Annotated in this window: 13 protein-coding genes; 4 read left to right on the forward strand and 9 right to left on the reverse strand. The window is 60.1% G+C overall.

From position 1 onward, the window contains the following. Positions 1 to 65: 65 nt before the first annotated feature. Positions 66 to 1,778, forward strand: coding sequence for a thiamine pyrophosphate-binding protein (locus tag E6W33_RS00615; protein ID WP_136413231.1), 1,713 nt, complete (start codon positions 66 to 68; stop codon positions 1,776 to 1,778). A 2-nt stretch (positions 1,779 to 1,780) separates the two neighbouring features. Here E6W33_RS00615 and E6W33_RS00620 read toward each other — a convergent pair whose 3' ends face one another. Continuing rightward, a complete protein-coding gene (locus E6W33_RS00620) occupies positions 1,781 to 2,695 on the reverse strand; it encodes a LysR family transcriptional regulator (protein WP_136413232.1) in 915 nt (304 codons plus the stop codon). A gap of 285 nt (positions 2,696 to 2,980) precedes the next feature. Here E6W33_RS00620 and E6W33_RS00625 point away from each other — a divergent pair, with 285 nt between their 5' ends. The 3 genes from E6W33_RS00625 (at position 2,981) to E6W33_RS00635 (ending at position 5,543) form a co-directional block, all read left to right on the forward strand. Further along, the gene (locus tag E6W33_RS00625; protein ID WP_136413233.1) at positions 2,981 to 3,913 is read left to right on the forward strand and encodes a triacylglycerol lipase; all 933 of its coding nucleotides are present in this window, start codon (positions 2,981 to 2,983) and stop codon (positions 3,911 to 3,913) included. Between the two features lies 1 nt (position 3,914). Next, on the forward strand, positions 3,915 to 4,856 hold the full coding sequence (locus E6W33_RS00630; protein WP_136413234.1) for a lipase secretion chaperone: 942 nt from the start codon (positions 3,915 to 3,917) through the stop codon (positions 4,854 to 4,856). A gap of 168 nt (positions 4,857 to 5,024) precedes the next feature. Next, entirely contained in the window at positions 5,025 to 5,543 is a 519-nt protein-coding gene (locus tag E6W33_RS00635; protein WP_136413235.1) for a hypothetical protein, read from the forward strand. Between the two features lie 71 nt (positions 5,544 to 5,614). On the opposite strand, the gene E6W33_RS00640 is transcribed toward E6W33_RS00635, so the two are convergent. From E6W33_RS00640 to E6W33_RS00675, 8 genes are all read right to left on the reverse strand, one after another. After that, the gene (locus tag E6W33_RS00640) at positions 5,615 to 6,382 is read right to left on the reverse strand and encodes an enoyl-CoA hydratase (RefSeq protein WP_136413236.1); all 768 of its coding nucleotides are present in this window, start codon (positions 6,380 to 6,382) and stop codon (positions 5,615 to 5,617) included. Between the two features lie 163 nt (positions 6,383 to 6,545). Next, complete coding sequence (locus E6W33_RS00645) at positions 6,546 to 7,742, reverse strand: acetyl-CoA C-acyltransferase (protein WP_136413237.1); 1,197 nt, start codon at positions 7,740 to 7,742, stop codon at positions 6,546 to 6,548. 31 nt (positions 7,743 to 7,773) lie between these two features. Further along, the gene (locus tag E6W33_RS00650; RefSeq protein WP_136413238.1) at positions 7,774 to 10,161 is read right to left on the reverse strand and encodes a 3-hydroxyacyl-CoA dehydrogenase NAD-binding domain-containing protein; all 2,388 of its coding nucleotides are present in this window, start codon (positions 10,159 to 10,161) and stop codon (positions 7,774 to 7,776) included. 85 nt (positions 10,162 to 10,246) lie between these two features. After that, entirely contained in the window at positions 10,247 to 12,037 is a 1,791-nt protein-coding gene (locus tag E6W33_RS00655) for an acyl-CoA dehydrogenase C-terminal domain-containing protein (protein ID WP_136413239.1), read from the reverse strand. A gap of 27 nt (positions 12,038 to 12,064) precedes the next feature. Continuing rightward, positions 12,065 to 12,715, reverse strand: coding sequence for a TetR/AcrR family transcriptional regulator (locus tag E6W33_RS00660; protein WP_136413240.1), 651 nt, complete (start codon positions 12,713 to 12,715; stop codon positions 12,065 to 12,067). Positions 12,716 to 13,028: 313 nt separating this feature from the next. Then, positions 13,029 to 13,406: an RNA-binding S4 domain-containing protein gene (locus tag E6W33_RS00665; protein WP_136413241.1), complete on the reverse strand. Its 378-nt coding sequence runs from the start codon at positions 13,404 to 13,406 to the stop codon at positions 13,029 to 13,031. Positions 13,407 to 13,590: 184 nt separating this feature from the next. Beyond that, positions 13,591 to 14,340 carry a sulfite exporter TauE/SafE family protein gene (locus E6W33_RS00670; RefSeq protein WP_136413242.1) on the reverse strand — a complete coding sequence of 250 codons (750 nt, stop codon included), beginning with the start codon at positions 14,338 to 14,340 and terminating at the stop codon, positions 13,591 to 13,593. Positions 14,341 to 14,348: 8 nt separating this feature from the next. Beyond that, on the reverse strand, positions 14,349 to 15,326 hold the full coding sequence (locus tag E6W33_RS00675) for a DMT family transporter (protein ID WP_136413243.1): 978 nt from the start codon (positions 15,324 to 15,326) through the stop codon (positions 14,349 to 14,351). Positions 15,327 to 15,347: the final 21 nt, after the last annotated feature.

A 15,347-nucleotide genomic window follows, 5' to 3' on the forward strand; every position in this document is an offset into this window, starting at 1 on the left:
TCTACCGCATCACCCGCTCCGTCGTTTTCTGCTACGGTATTGTTTTTCTCGAACTCCGACAAACCATGCTGACAACTCGAACCGGCGGCCAGATACTGGTCGATGCACTCCAGACCCATGGGGCCGATATCGCATTCGGCGTGCCGGGCGAAAGCTATCTCGCGGTGCTCGACGCACTGCACGATTCTCCGATCCGTTTCATCGTCAATCGCCACGAAGGCGGCGCGGCGTTCATGGCCGAAGCCTACGGCAAGCTGACCGGCCGGCCCGGCATCTGCTTTGTCACACGTGGTCCCGGTGCGAGCAATGCAGCGATCGGCGTGCACACGGCACAGCAGGATTCAACGCCGATGATCCTGTTCGTCGGCCAGGTCGGCAACGACTTTGTCGAACGCGAAGCCTTCCAGGAAATCGATTACCGGCGCATGTTCGGCACCCTCGCCAAATGGGTTGCGCAAATCGATCGGGCCGATCGCATCCCCGAATACGTCGCGCGCGCTTTCCAGGTCGCCACCAGCGGACGCCCCGGCCCGGTCGTGCTCGCGCTGCCGGAAGACATGCTGGCCAGCTCGGCGAGCGTACCCGACGCGCGGCCGTATCAGCCGGTACAGGCTTCGCCATCGCCGGCACAGGTGGCGCGACTGCGCGACATGCTGAGCGTCGCACAGCGCCCTCTGGTCGTGCTCGGCGGCGCCGGCTGGGATAATGCGTCCTGCGACGACATGCGCCGTTTCATTGAAGCCAATGCATTGCCGACTGCCTGCGCGTTTCGTTTCCAGGACCTGCTCGACAATCGCCATCCGCAATACATCGGTGACGTCGGCATCGGCATCAACCCGAAGCTGGCCGAGCGCATCAAGTCGGCCGACCTGATCCTCGCCATCGGCCCGCGCCTGGGTGAAATGACGACCGGTGGATATACATTGCTGCAAGCGCCGGTGCCGCAGCAGAAGCTGATCCATGTACATGCCTCGACGGAAGAGCTTGGCCGCGTCTATCAGGCGGACCTGATGATTAACAGCGGCATGCCGCAAATCGCAGCGGCGCTGGCCGACATGGCGCAGGTCGATGCGAGCGCATGGAAAGACACTGTGACGCAAGCACGCGCCGAGCTGCAGGCATGGCAGGCGGAACCGCCGATATTCAAGGGCACGTCCGAGAAGCTCAATCTCTGGCAAGTCGTGCAAACGCTGAAAGCCGAACTGCCGGCCGATACGCTTCTCGCCAATGGCGCGGGCAACTTCGCCACGTGGGCACATCGCTTCTGGCCGTATGGCGGATTCAGGACGCAACTCGCGCCGACTTCGGGCGCCATGGGCTATGGCGTGCCGGCCGCCGTTGCCGCGAAAATCGTTGAACAGGCGCACGGCAGGCAGCGCATGGTCCTCAACTTCGCGGGCGATGGCGACTTCATGATGAACGGGCAGGAATTGGCGACCGCTGTGCAGTATCGTGCGGGCGTGCTGTTCATCGTTTTCAACAACGGCGCCTTTGGCACGATACGCATGCACCAGGAACGGGAATACCCGGCGCGTGTGTCGGGCACCGAATTGCAGAATCCCGACTTTGCCGCGTTGGCGCGCGCGTACGGCGCCTACGGCGAAACTGTCGACACGACTGAGGCCTTTGCACCCGCACTGCAGCGCGCGCAATCGCATATCGCCACAAGCGGTCTGCCTGCACTCATCGAGCTGCGTTACGACGCCAATCTCATCACGCCGAACGCGACACTGGACACGATCCGCAAGACGGCGCTGCAATCCAGGCGCGGTACCTGAAGTCAGGCCTGCCGCAGCGCTTCCGCCACCTGCTCGCGCAACCAGCAATTGGCAGGGTCGTTTGTCGAGCTGTTATGCCAGTAGTAGTACGCTTCGATGTCCGGCATGCTGAACGGGAGCGCATAGATGCAGTTGTCGAATGGCCGATTGAAGGTTTCGGCGTGGCGCTCGGGCATGGTCAGCAGCAAGTCGGTTCTGCTCACCACGCTGCATGCGGTGAAGTAATCCTGACAGCGCAGGCGGACACGGCGATGCAGGTCATGCCGTCCCAATTCCAGGTCCTGCAAGCCGGGACCGCGCCTGCGCGTGCTGACCAGGATGTGTCCCTGTCTCATGTAAGTTGCCAGCGTCAGTTCGCCCTGAATGTGAGGATGATCCTGCCGTGCGACCACCACCATTGCGCCCACCGGTATCGCGGTACGCCGCACATTCGGCGATACCGGCAGGGGCGCGTCGATCGCGGCGTCGATGGCTCCCGTTTCGAGCTCCTGTTCCAGGTCACGACGATTCACGCTCACCGCTGCGATGTCCACTCCCGGCGCCCTGCCGCTGATGTACTGCAAGAGCGGCGGCAACAACATCAACTCCAGCATCCCGCGCACCGCGATCGTGAAGCGCCGCCGCGTGCTGGACGGCTCGAAGCGCCCTGCCTCATTGAGCGTGATCTCGATACCGCGCAAGGAGCGCCGGATCGGTTCGGTCAGACTGCGTGCCAGCGGCGTGGGCACAATCGTGCGCCCCTCCCGGACGAACAGGGGATCGTCGAACAACATACGCAAGCGCGTCAGCGCATGACTGATCGCCGATTGCGTGAGATTCAGCTTTTCGCTCGCCCTGGTGATGCTGCCTTCGGCGCAAATCGCATCCAGCACCACCAGCAGGTTCAAATCGATACGGCTGATATGTCTGTTGTTCATGGATTGAAATGAAAACCTTTCAGTTGAATCTACTGCCGATTTCCCCTTAACCTGAATGCGATTCCTGCGCTACTGCTCGCGTCGCCGTGCTTGTTCGCACATCGAATTTATCAGAGCCGCGGCGTGATTTTTAAGAGGCTTCACTCTACTTTTTTCCCGGCGGGAAGTGCGTTTCCGCGCGCCAATTTTTTATCGATACATCGAATGGAGGCAAACACATGAAGAGATAAGCACCGTAGCGACGACTTTCCAGCAATACCAACAACAATCATGGAGACACACAATATGAAGAAGAAGCTGTGGTCGTGGCTGCTCGCAGCCGCGATGGTTCTACCCATCCTTTCCACCCCGTCCTGGGCCGCCGGCTATACCCAAACCCGCTATCCGATCGTGCTGGTGCACGGCTTGCTCGGCTTCGACAACATCGGGCCGTTCGGCTATTGGTATGGCATTCCGTCCGCCCTGCGCGACGGCGGCGCCAAAGTCTATGTCGCGCAGGTATCGGCGACCAACAGCACCGAAGTGCGCGGTGAACAACTGCTCACCCAGGTACAGCAAATCCTTGCCATTACCGGCGCGTCCAAGGTCAACCTGATCGGGCACAGCCATGGCGGGCCGACGTCGCGCTATGTCGCCTCGGTGCGTCCGGATCTGATCGCTTCGGTGACAACGGTGGGCGGCGTCAACAAAGGTTCGAAGGTAGCGGATGTGATCACCGGCGCGCTGCCACCGGGAAGTTTCGGCGATACGGTCTTCAACTCCATCGTCGGTGCCATCGGTACGCTGATCGATTTCCTGTCGGGCGGGTCGGGCATGCCGCAGAACGGATCGGCCGCCATCAAGGCGCAGACGACTGCGACCATGGCAGCGTTCAATACAGCGCATCCAGAAGGCGTTCCTCCCACAGCCTGCGGCGAAGGCGCATATCAGGCGCGCGGCGTTTCCTACTTCTCGTGGAGCGGGGCCAAGCCATACACCAACGTTCTCGATGTGATCGATCCGGCGCTCGCATTGACCTCGCTCGCGTTCAGCGGCGCAAAGAATGATGGCCTGGTCGCGAGCTGCTCCACGCACCTCGGCCGCGTGATCCGCGACGATTATGCGATGAATCACATGGACGAAGTGAACCAGACCATCGGCCTGGTCAATATCTTCGAGACCAATCCGGTCACGCTGTTCCGCCAGCACGCCAACCGCCTGCAAGGAATGGGACTGTAAGATGAAAGGAAACCGTATCCTCTGGCTGGGTGCGGTCGCGCTCGGCGTGGCACTTGTTTTGGGTGTCATGTCGATGCGCGAATCCCCTGCGCCCCACATTGCGCGCAACGCCGAGCCGAATCTTTTTCCCTTTGTGCGCTCGTTCGAAGGAACCCGGCCCGATGGCGAGGTCAGGCCGGGCAAGGACAATACATTGACGGTCGACCGTGAGCTTCGGAACTTGTTCGAGTACTACCTTGCCGCTGTCGGCGAGCAGTCCCTGGATGCCATCCGCGCCGAAATCGAGCGCGAGCTCGATCGCCGGCTTTCACCATCGTTGGCAGTACAGGCGAAGGATTTGCTGTCGCGTTATCTGGATTACAAACGTGCTCTGGTCGAGGTGGAAAAAAATCCCTCGCTAGCCGGCAATGCCATCGACGCGATACGCGCCCGTCTGTTGGCCTTGCAGCAGACCCGCACGCAATTTTTCAGCGACAAGGAAATCGAAGGTATGTTTGGGGCGGACGACGCCTACGACAACGATGCGGTGGCGCGCCTGGAAATCTATCAGGACAAATCGCTAAGCGATGCGCAGAAGCGCGAAAAGCTGGCCGCGCTGGATGCCGCTCTGCCAAAGCCATTGCAGGAGATGCGCGACGCCACCTTATTGCCGGTGCAACTGGAACAGAAGGCTGCCGCAATGCGCCAGCAAGGCGCCAGCGACGACGATGTCTATCGGATGCGTGCCGCCAGTGTGGGTCCTGAGGCGGCCAACCGCCTGGGTGATGTCGACCGCGAACAAGCGGAATGGAAAGCGCGCATCGACGCCTATCTGGTCGAACGCAAGCGGCTGCTCGCAAATTCAGGCAGCAGCGATCTGTCCGCTGCCCTGCAGCAACTGCGGGATGCGCGTTTCACTCCGGATGAGCAAAGACGTCTTGCCGCATATGAACAGAACTCCTGACGGCAGCACACGTCCTTTGATGTGATCGCGCTTGCGCTTCGCGTTTATCTGAAGGTTTTGTACGGCAGCCATAGAATTTTTTCGCGCCGATAATGTCAAGTAGTACGCGGCCACTAATGTGGCGCTGAACAACAATCTTGAATTCCTGGCATCCGGATTTTTTGTCCTATGGCACTTGTCTCCATTACCGAGGCGGCGAAACTGGTTCGCAAAAACCGGTCGACGATCTATCGCGACATTGAAAAGGGGCGTCTGAGCAAGACTGTTTCTCCCGAAGGCGAAACGCAGATCGAAACGTCCGAATTGCTGCGCACTTATGGCCGCTTGCATACGGGCGAAGATGATGACGGCGAAGTTTCCGCCAAGGACAAGGTCAAAATCGCGCTCCTGGAGGAACGAAACCGTTCGCTGGAACGGGCGCTGGCGCTTGAAGCGGAATTGCGCAAGGTGAAGGATCAGGTCACCAATGAATTGCGTGCGCGGCTTGCCGACAAGGAAAGCGTGATCAAGGTGCTGGAGAGCAAAGTGCTTTTCCTGGAGTACGACAAGCAGGTTGAATCGCTCTCGCCGCACCACGATGAGGACGACGACGACAAAAGGCCGAAAACGGATGAGGATGCGGAATCCCGGCAAGGATGGTGGTCGCGCTTGCTGCACAAGAAGCACGGCCCCACGCTATCGAAATGAACCCTGCCTCGTCGCTCCAGGCCGGGATCAATTCCGCCGGGTCTTGTCCGGCGGAATGATTGCCGCGGGTTTCACACAAACTTGGTGAAGTCCGGCCGTCTCTTCTCAAAGAATGCAGTAAACGCTTCCTTCGCTTCCTTCGACATCAGCATCTCGCCGAAATGCTTGTTCTCCTCCATCATGCGCACATTGATGGCTTCCGCCTGCGCGCCCTTCATCAGGCGCTTGGTCGTGCGCAGGGATGATGCAGGCAAGGCTGCCAGCGTTGCGGCCTGGGCATGCGCGAAGTCCGCCAGTTCCGCGACCGGCACAACGCGGCTGACCAAACCCATGTCATAGGCGTCCTGCGCGGAGAATGCTTCGCCGAGCAGAAGCTTCTCCGCAGCGCGGGGATAGCCGACCATCTGCGGGAACAGCATGCTGGACGCAAATTCCGGGCACAGGCCGAGCTGGGTGAACGGCATCGCGAACTTGGCGTTATCCGCCGCATAGACCAAGTCGCAATGCATCAGCAGCGTGGTGCCGATGCCGACGGCATTGCCGGCGACGGCAGCGACCACCGGCTTGCTTGCACCGCTCAAGGCACGCATGAACTGCGCAACAGGACGGTCGCCGATTTCGGCTGCGGTATTTTTCAAGAAATCTTCCAGGTCGTTGCCGGCGGTGAAAACCTCCGGTTTGCCTTGGATGACGATCGCGCGCACAGCCGTGTCGCTTTCCGCATCCTTGATGGCATCGGCCATCATCTGATACATCTGCGTGGTGATCGCGTTCTTCTTTTCGGGGCGGTTGAATTCGATGGTCAGAATTCCCTTGGCCTTGTTGGTCAGAATGTCCATAAGTCTCCTGTCAAGTCTTGGTATGACTGCGTTGATGCAATAGCTCAGGCCATAGATTGTGCCCGATTATCCGGAAGCGCGCGCTTGCCGCATTCTCCAGCAAAAAATGAAAAAGCCGTACAGTGCCACACCGTACGGCTTTTCGTTACGATCCGAGACGGCCTTATACGCGCTCGAAGATGCCTGCGGCACCCATGCCCGTACCGACGCACATGGTGACCATGCCGTACTTCAGGTTCTTGCGACGCATTGCATGAATCACGGTCGCGGAACGGATTGCGCCGGTCGCGCCCAGCGGATGGCCGAGAGCGATTGCGCCGCCCATCGGGTTGACCTTGGAGGGGTCAAGACCGAGGTCCTGGATCACGGCCAGCGATTGTGCGGCAAAGGCTTCGTTCAGCTCGAACCAGTCGATCTGGTCTTGCGTGATGCCTGCGGCCTTGCAGGCAGCCGGAATAGCTTCCTTCGGACCGATGCCCATGATTTCCGGCGGAACGCCGCGCACCGCGAAGGACGAGAACTTGGCCAGCGGCGTCAGGTTGAACTGCTTCAGGATCCGTTCGCTGACCAGGATCAGCGCGCCTGCGCCGTCGGAGGTCTGCGAGCTGTTGCCCGCCGTGACCGAGCCCTTGGCAGCGAACACCGGCTTCAGCCTTGCCAGGCCTTCCATGCTGGTATCCGGACGCGCGCCTTCGTCCCTGCTGACGGTGCGGGTCTTGATGTCGATCTGGCCGGTTGCCAGGTTCGGGAAACGTTCGATGATCTCGACCGAAGTCGTTTCATCGTCGAATTCGCCTGCCTGCTGTGCAGCCAGCGCCCTGCGATGGGATTCGACCGAGAACTGGTCCTGCGCTTCACGCGAGACTTTCCACTGCTGCGCGACCTTTTCAGCGGTCAGGCCCATGCCATAGGCCATGCCGATGTTTTCATCCTTGAACACGTTCATGTTGATCGACGGATGGTGACCCATCATCGGCACCATCGACATCGACTCAGCACCGCCGGCGATCATCACGTCAGCCTGGCCGACCTTGATGCGGTCGGCGGCCATGGCGACGGCGGTAATGCCGGATGCGCAGTAGCGATTGATGGTCACGCCGCCGATGGTGTTCGGCAGACCGGCCAGCAGCACGGCATTGCGCGCCATGTTCAGACCCTGCTCGGCTTCCGGGAAGGAGCAACCGATGATGGCGTCTTCGATCAGTTTCGGATCGAGGTTCGGCACCTGGGACATGGCGGACTGGATCACGCGCACCAGCAGGTCGTCCGGACGGACGTTCTTGAACATGCCGCGCGGCGCCTTGCCGATCGGCGTGCGGGTAGCGGCAACGATGTAGGCTTCTTGAAGTTGTTTAGTCATTTGTATGCTCCGTGTCCGTGTGGGTGGGCGATCAGTTGCGGACGGGTTTGCCGGTCTGCATCATGCCCATGATGCGCTCTTGCGTTTTCGGGTGCATCAGCAGTTCCAGGAATGCCTTGCGCTCGAGGTCGAGCAGCCATTGCTCGCTGACCAGGCTGCCCTGGTCCACGTCGCCGCCGCACACGATTTCGGCGATCATCGCGCCGAGCTTGTAGTCGTGCGCGGAGATGAAGCCGCCGTCACGCATGTTGACGAGTTGCGCCATGATGGTGGCCATGCCGTAGCGGCCGGCAACCGGCACCAGTTTCTGCGCAGGGGCGCGGTAGCCGGCGTCGAACATGGCGCGGGCCTCGACCTTCGCCACATGCAGCAGTTCATGTGCGTTGAAGACAACGGTGTCGGTCGGCTTCAGGTAGCCCATTTGCTGCGCTTCGAGCGCGGACTTCGACACGTTGGCCGTCGCTGCATTCATGAAGTAGGTCTTCAGGAATTGCAGGATATCGTTGCCCTTCGCATCGTTGGCAGCACGCACTGCCGCTTCCTTCAAACCGCCGCCGGCAGGAACCAGGCCAACGCCCACTTCCACCAGGCCGATGTAGGATTCGATCGATGCGACGCGCTTGGCAGCGTGCAGCATCAGTTCGCATCCGCCACCCAGCGCGAGGCCGGCCACGGCCGCGACGACCGGCACGTTGGCATACTTGAGTCGAAGAATGGCCTGCTGCCCTTTGGCGAATTCCGGCTCGATGGCTTTCACGCCACCCGACATGAACAGCGGCATCACGGATTGCAGATCGAAGCCCGCGGAGAATGCACCGCCTTCGGCTGCGTCGGTGTTCCAGATGACCAGGCCCTTGTAGTTCTTTTCTGCTTCATCGATCGCCTTGTTGATGCCGGCGACGACACCCAGGCTGATCGTATGCATCTTGGTCTTGAGCGACATGATCAGCACGTCGTCGTTCTGATGCCAGAGACGGATGGCGTCGTCTTCGAATACCGTCGTGCCCGCAGTCTTGCCGTCGGCAGCGCCTTCACCGATCAGCGGCGCGCGGAATGCCTGGCGCTGATAGACCGGCAGACTGGAACGCGGCACGTAAGCCTTCTTCTCCGGCGACCAGGAACCTTCCGGCGTATGCACGCCGGTGCGGCCGTCGAACACCCATTGCGGCAGCGGCGCATTGCACAGTGCCTTGCCTGCGTCGATGTCTTCCTGCACCCAGGTCGCGATCTGCTGCCAGCCGGCGGCTTGCCAGTTCTCGAACGGGCCGGTGGCCCAGCCGAAGCCCCAGCGCAAGGCGAAGTCGACATCGCGCGCATTGTCGGCGATGGAGGCGAGATGAACAGCGATGTAGTGGAAGCCGTCGCGGAAGATGGACCACAGGAATTGCGCCTGCGGGTTGGTCGATTCGCGCAATGCCTTGATCTTCTTGGCCGGATCCTTTTCCTTCAGGATGCGCGCCACGAATTCGTCGGCCTTAGCGCCGGACGGCACGTAATCGTTCTTGGCCGGATCGAAGCGCAGGATGTCCTTGCCCACCTTCTTGTAGAAACCGGCCTTGGCCTTCTGGCCGAGCGCGCCGGCGCCGATCAGGGTTTGGAGCACGGCGGGCGTCTTGTAGATCGGGAAGAACGGATCGTTCGGCAGATTGTCTTCCATGGTCTTGATCACATGACCCATGGTGTCGAGGCCGACCACATCAGCGGTGCGGAAGGTGCCTGACTTGGCGCGACCCAGCTTGGCCCCGGTCAGGTCGTCGACGACGTCGAAGGACAGGCCGAATTTCTCTGCCTGGTAAATGGTGGACAACATGCCGAACACGCCGACGCGGTTGGCGATGAAGTTCGGCGTGTCGTTCGCACGCACCACGCCCTTGCCCAGGGTGGTGGTCAGGAAGCCTTCGAGCTGGTCGAGGATTTCCGGACGAGTAGCCACGGTCGGGATCAGTTCGACCAGGTGCATGTAGCGCGGCGGGTTGAAGAAGTGCACGCCGCAGAAGCGCGCCTTCAGTTCGACGTCAAAACCTTCCGACAGCGCCGTGATCGACAGGCCCGAGGTGTTGGAGGCGAAGATCGCATTCGGTGCAATGAACGGCGCGACCTTCTTGTACAGGTCGTGCTTCCAGTCCATGCGCTCGGCGATGGCTTCGATGATCAGGTCGCAACCCTTGAGGATGTCGAGGTTGTCTTCGTAATTCGCGACCTGGATCAGCGCAGCGTCATCCTTGTTGCCCAGCGGTGCCGGGCTGAGTTTCTTCAGGTTGTCGATAGCACGCAGCACGATGCCGTTCTTCGGGCCTTCCTTGGCAGGCAGGTCGAACAGCACGACGGGGACTTTGGCATTCACGCAATGAGCGGCGATCTGCGCACCCATCACGCCTGCGCCGAGCACGGCGACTTTTTTGACGATGAAATTGGACATAATTTACCCTTTGCTAAGGTGATAGAGGACCGGGGGATTCAGAGATTCTGATTCCCCCCGGAGAGCTCCATGGCTGTTTTTTTTCTTAGAACAGGTCTGCTTCGAGCGCCATCAGGTTGGCTGCGCCGGAACGCGCCTGACGGATGAGCATGGCGGTCTCGGGCAAGAGGCGTGCGAAGTAGAAGCGCGCCGTTGCCAGTTTCGCCTTGTAGAAATTGTCGCCGGAGTCCTGCTTCTCCAGCGCGATCTTCGCCATTTGCGCGAAGAAGTACGCATACACCATGTGGCCGACCACACGCAGGTAAGGCACGGCGGCAGCGCCGACCTCATCCTGGTTCTGGAAGGCTTTCATGCCGATCTCCATGGTCAGCTTGCCGACCTTGTCGCCGATGTCGCCCAGCGGCGTGATGAATTCGGACATCGCTTCGTTCATGGAGTTTTCTTCCACGAATGCCTTCACCTTGTCGCCGAACTTGCGCAGCTTGGCGCCGTTGTCCATCAGGATCTTGCGACCCAAGAGGTCCAGCGATTGAATGGTGTTGGTACCTTCGTAGATCATGTTGATGCGGGCATCGCGTACATACTGCTCCATGCCCCATTCGGAGATGAAGCCGTGGCCGCCGTAGACCTGCATGCATTCGGAGGTGGCGATCCAGCCGTTGTCGGTGATGAATGCCTTGATGATCGGTGTCAGCAGCGCGACTTCATCGGCGGCATCCTTGCGCACCTGCTCGTCCGGATGGTTGAGTTCGCGGTCGATCTGCAGTGCGACATAGGAGGTGAATGCGCGGCCGGCTTCAGCATAGGCCTTGGCGGTCAGCAGCATGCGGCGCACGTCCGGATGCACGATGATCGGATCGGCGGCCTTGTCCGGTGCCTTCACGCCGGAGAGACTGCGCATTTGCAGACGGTCTTTCGCATACACCAATGCGTTTTGATAAGCGACTTCGGTCAGGCCGAGCGATTGCATGCCGACGCCGAGGCGTGCTGCATTCATCATCACGAACATGGCGTTCAGGCCCTTGTTCGGTTCGCCGATCAGCCAGCCGATCGCGCCGTCCAGGTTCAACTGGCAAGTCGAATTGCCGTGAATGCCCATCTTTTCCTCGATCGCGCCGCACACGATCGGATTGCGCTTGCCCGGAGTGCCATCGGCATTCGGAAGGTACTTCGGCACGATGAACAGGGAAATGCCCTTGGTGCCCGAGGGAGCGTCCGGCAGGCGTGCCAGCACCAGGTGGACGATATTGCCGGACATCTCATGTTCGCCGGCCGAGATGAAGATCTTGCCGCCGGTGATCTTGTAGCTGCCGTCGACTTGCGGTTCGGCTTTCGTGCGCAGCAGGCCGAGGTCGGTGCCGCAGTGCGCTTCGGTCAGGCACATGGTGCCGGTCCATTCGCCGGAGACCAGCTTCGGCAGGTACAGAGCCTTTTGCTCCGGCGTGCCGTGCTCATGGATGCATTCGTAGGCGCCGTGCGACAGGCCGGGATACATGGTCCATGCCTGATTGGCGGAGTTCAGCATTTCGTAGAACGAATTGTTGACCACGAGCGGCAGGCCCTGGCCGCCGAATTCCGGGTCGCAGGACAATGCCGGCCAGCCTGCCTCGACGTACTGCTTGTAGGCTTCCTTGAAGCCGGTCGGGGTCTTGACCTTGTGCGTTTCCTTGTCCAGCTCGCAGCCCTCGCGGTCGCCGGAATGATTCAGCGGGAACAGCACTTCCGAAGCGAACTTGCCGCCCTCGTCCAGCACCTGGTTGATGATGTCCTTGTCAATCTCTGCGTGCGCAGGCAATTGCTTGAATTCATCTTCCACCTTCAGCAGTTCATGCAAGACGAACTGCATATCACGCAATGGAGCGACATATTGACCCATGGTTTTATCTCCTGACGACTAAACGTATTAGGCTGTTTTCTTGACAGCGGATTTGGGGTTCTGTTTTGCGGCCGGCTTGTCGGCGGGCTGCGGATTCTGGTAACTACTGATCAAACGTTCGAACCCGACTTCGGCGCGGTTCACGCTGCCAGGCAACTTCAGGAAACGGGCATCATGGTGCAGGGCAAGAATCAACCCGTACATTTCGAAGACCAGCTGGTCCGGATCGGTACTGGTGGACAAATGCCCCATTTCGATGGTCTGCACCACGCAGCGGCGCAAGGCGTCTTTCCATGCGCGCACCATGCCGGCGAGTTCTTCGCGGATGGCGCCCGGACGGTCATCGTATTCGACCGCGCCGCTGATATAGATGCATCCCGATGCGATTTCCACGGAAACGCGCTTGACCCAGCGGGCAAACATCGCCTGCAGACGGGGCAGACCGCGCGGCTCCTTCATGCAGGGATAGAACACTTCCTGTTCGAAGTGATGGTGGTACAACTTGACGACTTCGATCTGCAAATCCTCGCGTGAACCGAAATGCGCGAACACCCCCGACTTGCTCATGTTCATCTTGTCCGCGAGCAGACCGATGGTCAGCCCTTCCAGCCCGTCACGGCTGGCGAGATCAAGTGCCACGTCAAGAATTGCGGCGCGGGTGAGTTCGCCCTTACGCATGAATTTAGTTGTCGTCTCAGCTATATGAGTTGCCACGGTAGTGCCCTATCAAAAAATCAAAAAACTGCATCGGGGGATAAACCTGAAGCGAACGCTCGTACTATTATCCACCGGGGTATAAATGTCAAACGGGAACTTAGAGGTTCGATTCTAGAGTGTGCCGCACGCCATTTTAGAGTGCGCTCTCGAGTCGGAAAGCCGCTTTCAGACGCATTTCAAGTCTCCTTCTCCCGCCGCGCGAAACAGGCAAAACAGCCAGGCAAAACAGCCATGCACAATTGCATGGCGGACGCGTGTCCGGACAAACAGAAAGTCAGTAATTCGACTTGTCGAGTTGTCGCCGGTCGCGCTTGGTCGGTCGTCCCTTGATCGCTTCGCTTGGCTCGCGGAATAATTTTCGTTGTTCTGCTTTTTTTTGCCGTTCCGCGACGCTTTGCTCCGTTTCCGCATAAAGAGTTTGAGCGACAGAGGCGGAGCCGCGCTTGTCCGACAACCCTTGCACCACCACCTCCCATTCGGTAGCGCCGTTGTCGATGTCCAGCGTGTCGCCCATTTTCACATTGCGCGCCGGTTTGACGCGATCGCCGTTCAGACGCACTTTTCCAGCATCCACAGCATCGGTCGCCATGGAACGGGTCTTGAAAAATCGCGCGGCCCACAGCCACTTATCGATGCGAACGGATTCGGACATGATCTGTATATTCATGCAACACCCTGTATTTTATAGTGTGGCCGTGCTTTTTCTATCCTGCGGCGCAAAATATTGTCGGTGTTTTTCTGCCTGCGTTTGAATCCGTTTCAATTCTCGCAACGCACGATTTGCTATTCGCGTCGATTCCGCGAAACTGGTTGACTTGCACTGCGTGGCTGCAGATTCAGCCGAGGAGGTGGCGCATGGCGAGATGTGCACCGAGCAGCAACAGCCCGGCGAAGAAACAGGTGCGGAAAGTCTCCGCCCGCACCCGCCGACGCAGCCGCTGTCCCGCGAACATGCCCGCCATCGCAGGCACCAGGGCCAGCGACGATGCACCGGCGACGGAGAGCTGAAAGATGCCGTTGTGCACCAGCACGATCCCGAGCGCAATCGTCGATATCGTGAATGACAGGCCGAGCACTTGCACCAATTCGTCCCTCTCCAGTTCCAGCGCGTTCAGATACGGGACCGCCGGAATCACGAATACGCCGGTGGCGGCGGCAATCATGCCGGTCGTCACGCCGACGATCGGTGACAAGAAGCGTTCGGCACTGGCGGATACCGTGAAGCGTCGCTTGCTCAGGCCGAGCAGCGCATAGGCGATCAGCGCAATGCCGAGCATGGTGGTCGCGTGTCCATTGGCGTCGCCAACCCATCCCGCCGCTGCCCAGGTGCCGACGCAGAATCCGGCCAGCATCGGCCAGAAACGCCGCAACAGTGGTGCATATGCGGGACCGGCCAGCAATTGCCAGACATTGGTGACCAGCGAGGGTACGACCAGCAGGGACGCTGCCTTGGCGGGGGTCATGACAAGACCGAGCAAGCCGATCGCGACTGTTGGCAGTCCCAGCCCGATGATGCCTTTGACGAAGCCGGCAAGCAGGAAAGTCAGCGATGAGGTGATGGTCAAAAGGATGAGTCCCTGGTCCATTGCGGTTCCTACTTGCGGATGGCTTGCGCTTGCGCGGCGAGCGAGGCGTTTGCGGTAATCTTCGACGCCTGCGCCGGCTTCAGGCGCATCACGCCGAATATCACCAGCACCAGCCCTGCCAATTGCAGTACCGACAGCGATTCCCCCAGCAGCAGCCATGCGGCAAACACCGTCATCACCGGCCCCAGGGTGCCCACCGCAGCCGCATCGCCGGCGCCGAGACGCTGAATCGCCAGGGCCAGCCAGTAGATCGGCAGTGTCGTGGACAGCACCGCCATCAGTGCGGCGTTGCTCCACACGCCGGTCGGCATGCTCGCCAATGCCTGCGGATGACCGAAAAACAGGAAGTGCGCCAGCACAAGCAGGCAGGAAGCACTGCCTGCGAGACCGGACAGGCGCATGGAACCGATGCGGCTCACCATCTCGCCGGTGCCGAAGTAGTACAAGGCGTAGCTCACCGCACTGCCAAACACCCACGCCGAACCGATCAGCACCTCGTTACCGTGGCCTGCCTGATGCAGGTCATTGGCAAAGGCGATGGCAAGGCCGGTATAGCAGATCGCCATCGCCTGCCAGGCGCGCCTGTGCGGCCAATGCCGGGTGCGCCAGGCCTGCAGTAACAACACCAGCGTCGGGTAAAGATACAGAATGAGCCGCTCCAGCCCGGCCGTGATAGAGCGCAAGCCGTAAAAATCGAACAGGCTCGACAGGTAATAACCGAGACAGGCCAGTGCGAAGATGCGCGCCACGTCGCTGGCCGTCAGCGCCTTGACCTCGGGGCCGCTGCTTTTCCATATCAGCCACAGGAAGAGCGGCAGGGCAAAGGCCATGCGCAGCGCCAGCAACGTCAGCGGCTCGACCGGTCCGGCCGCATAGGCAAGCTTCACGAAAACGGCTTTCAGCGAAAAGCCGCAAGCCGACAACACTGCATACAAGCGGCCGTCTTGTGCCCAATGGCTGGCGTGGTCACGTGCTTTACGGATCATGGCGGACAGGCAGGAGATTGT

It is taken from the genome of Herbaspirillum sp. ST 5-3, assembly GCF_004804275.1.
In the GTDB taxonomy this organism is placed as follows: domain Bacteria; phylum Pseudomonadota; class Gammaproteobacteria; order Burkholderiales; family Burkholderiaceae_D; genus Noviherbaspirillum.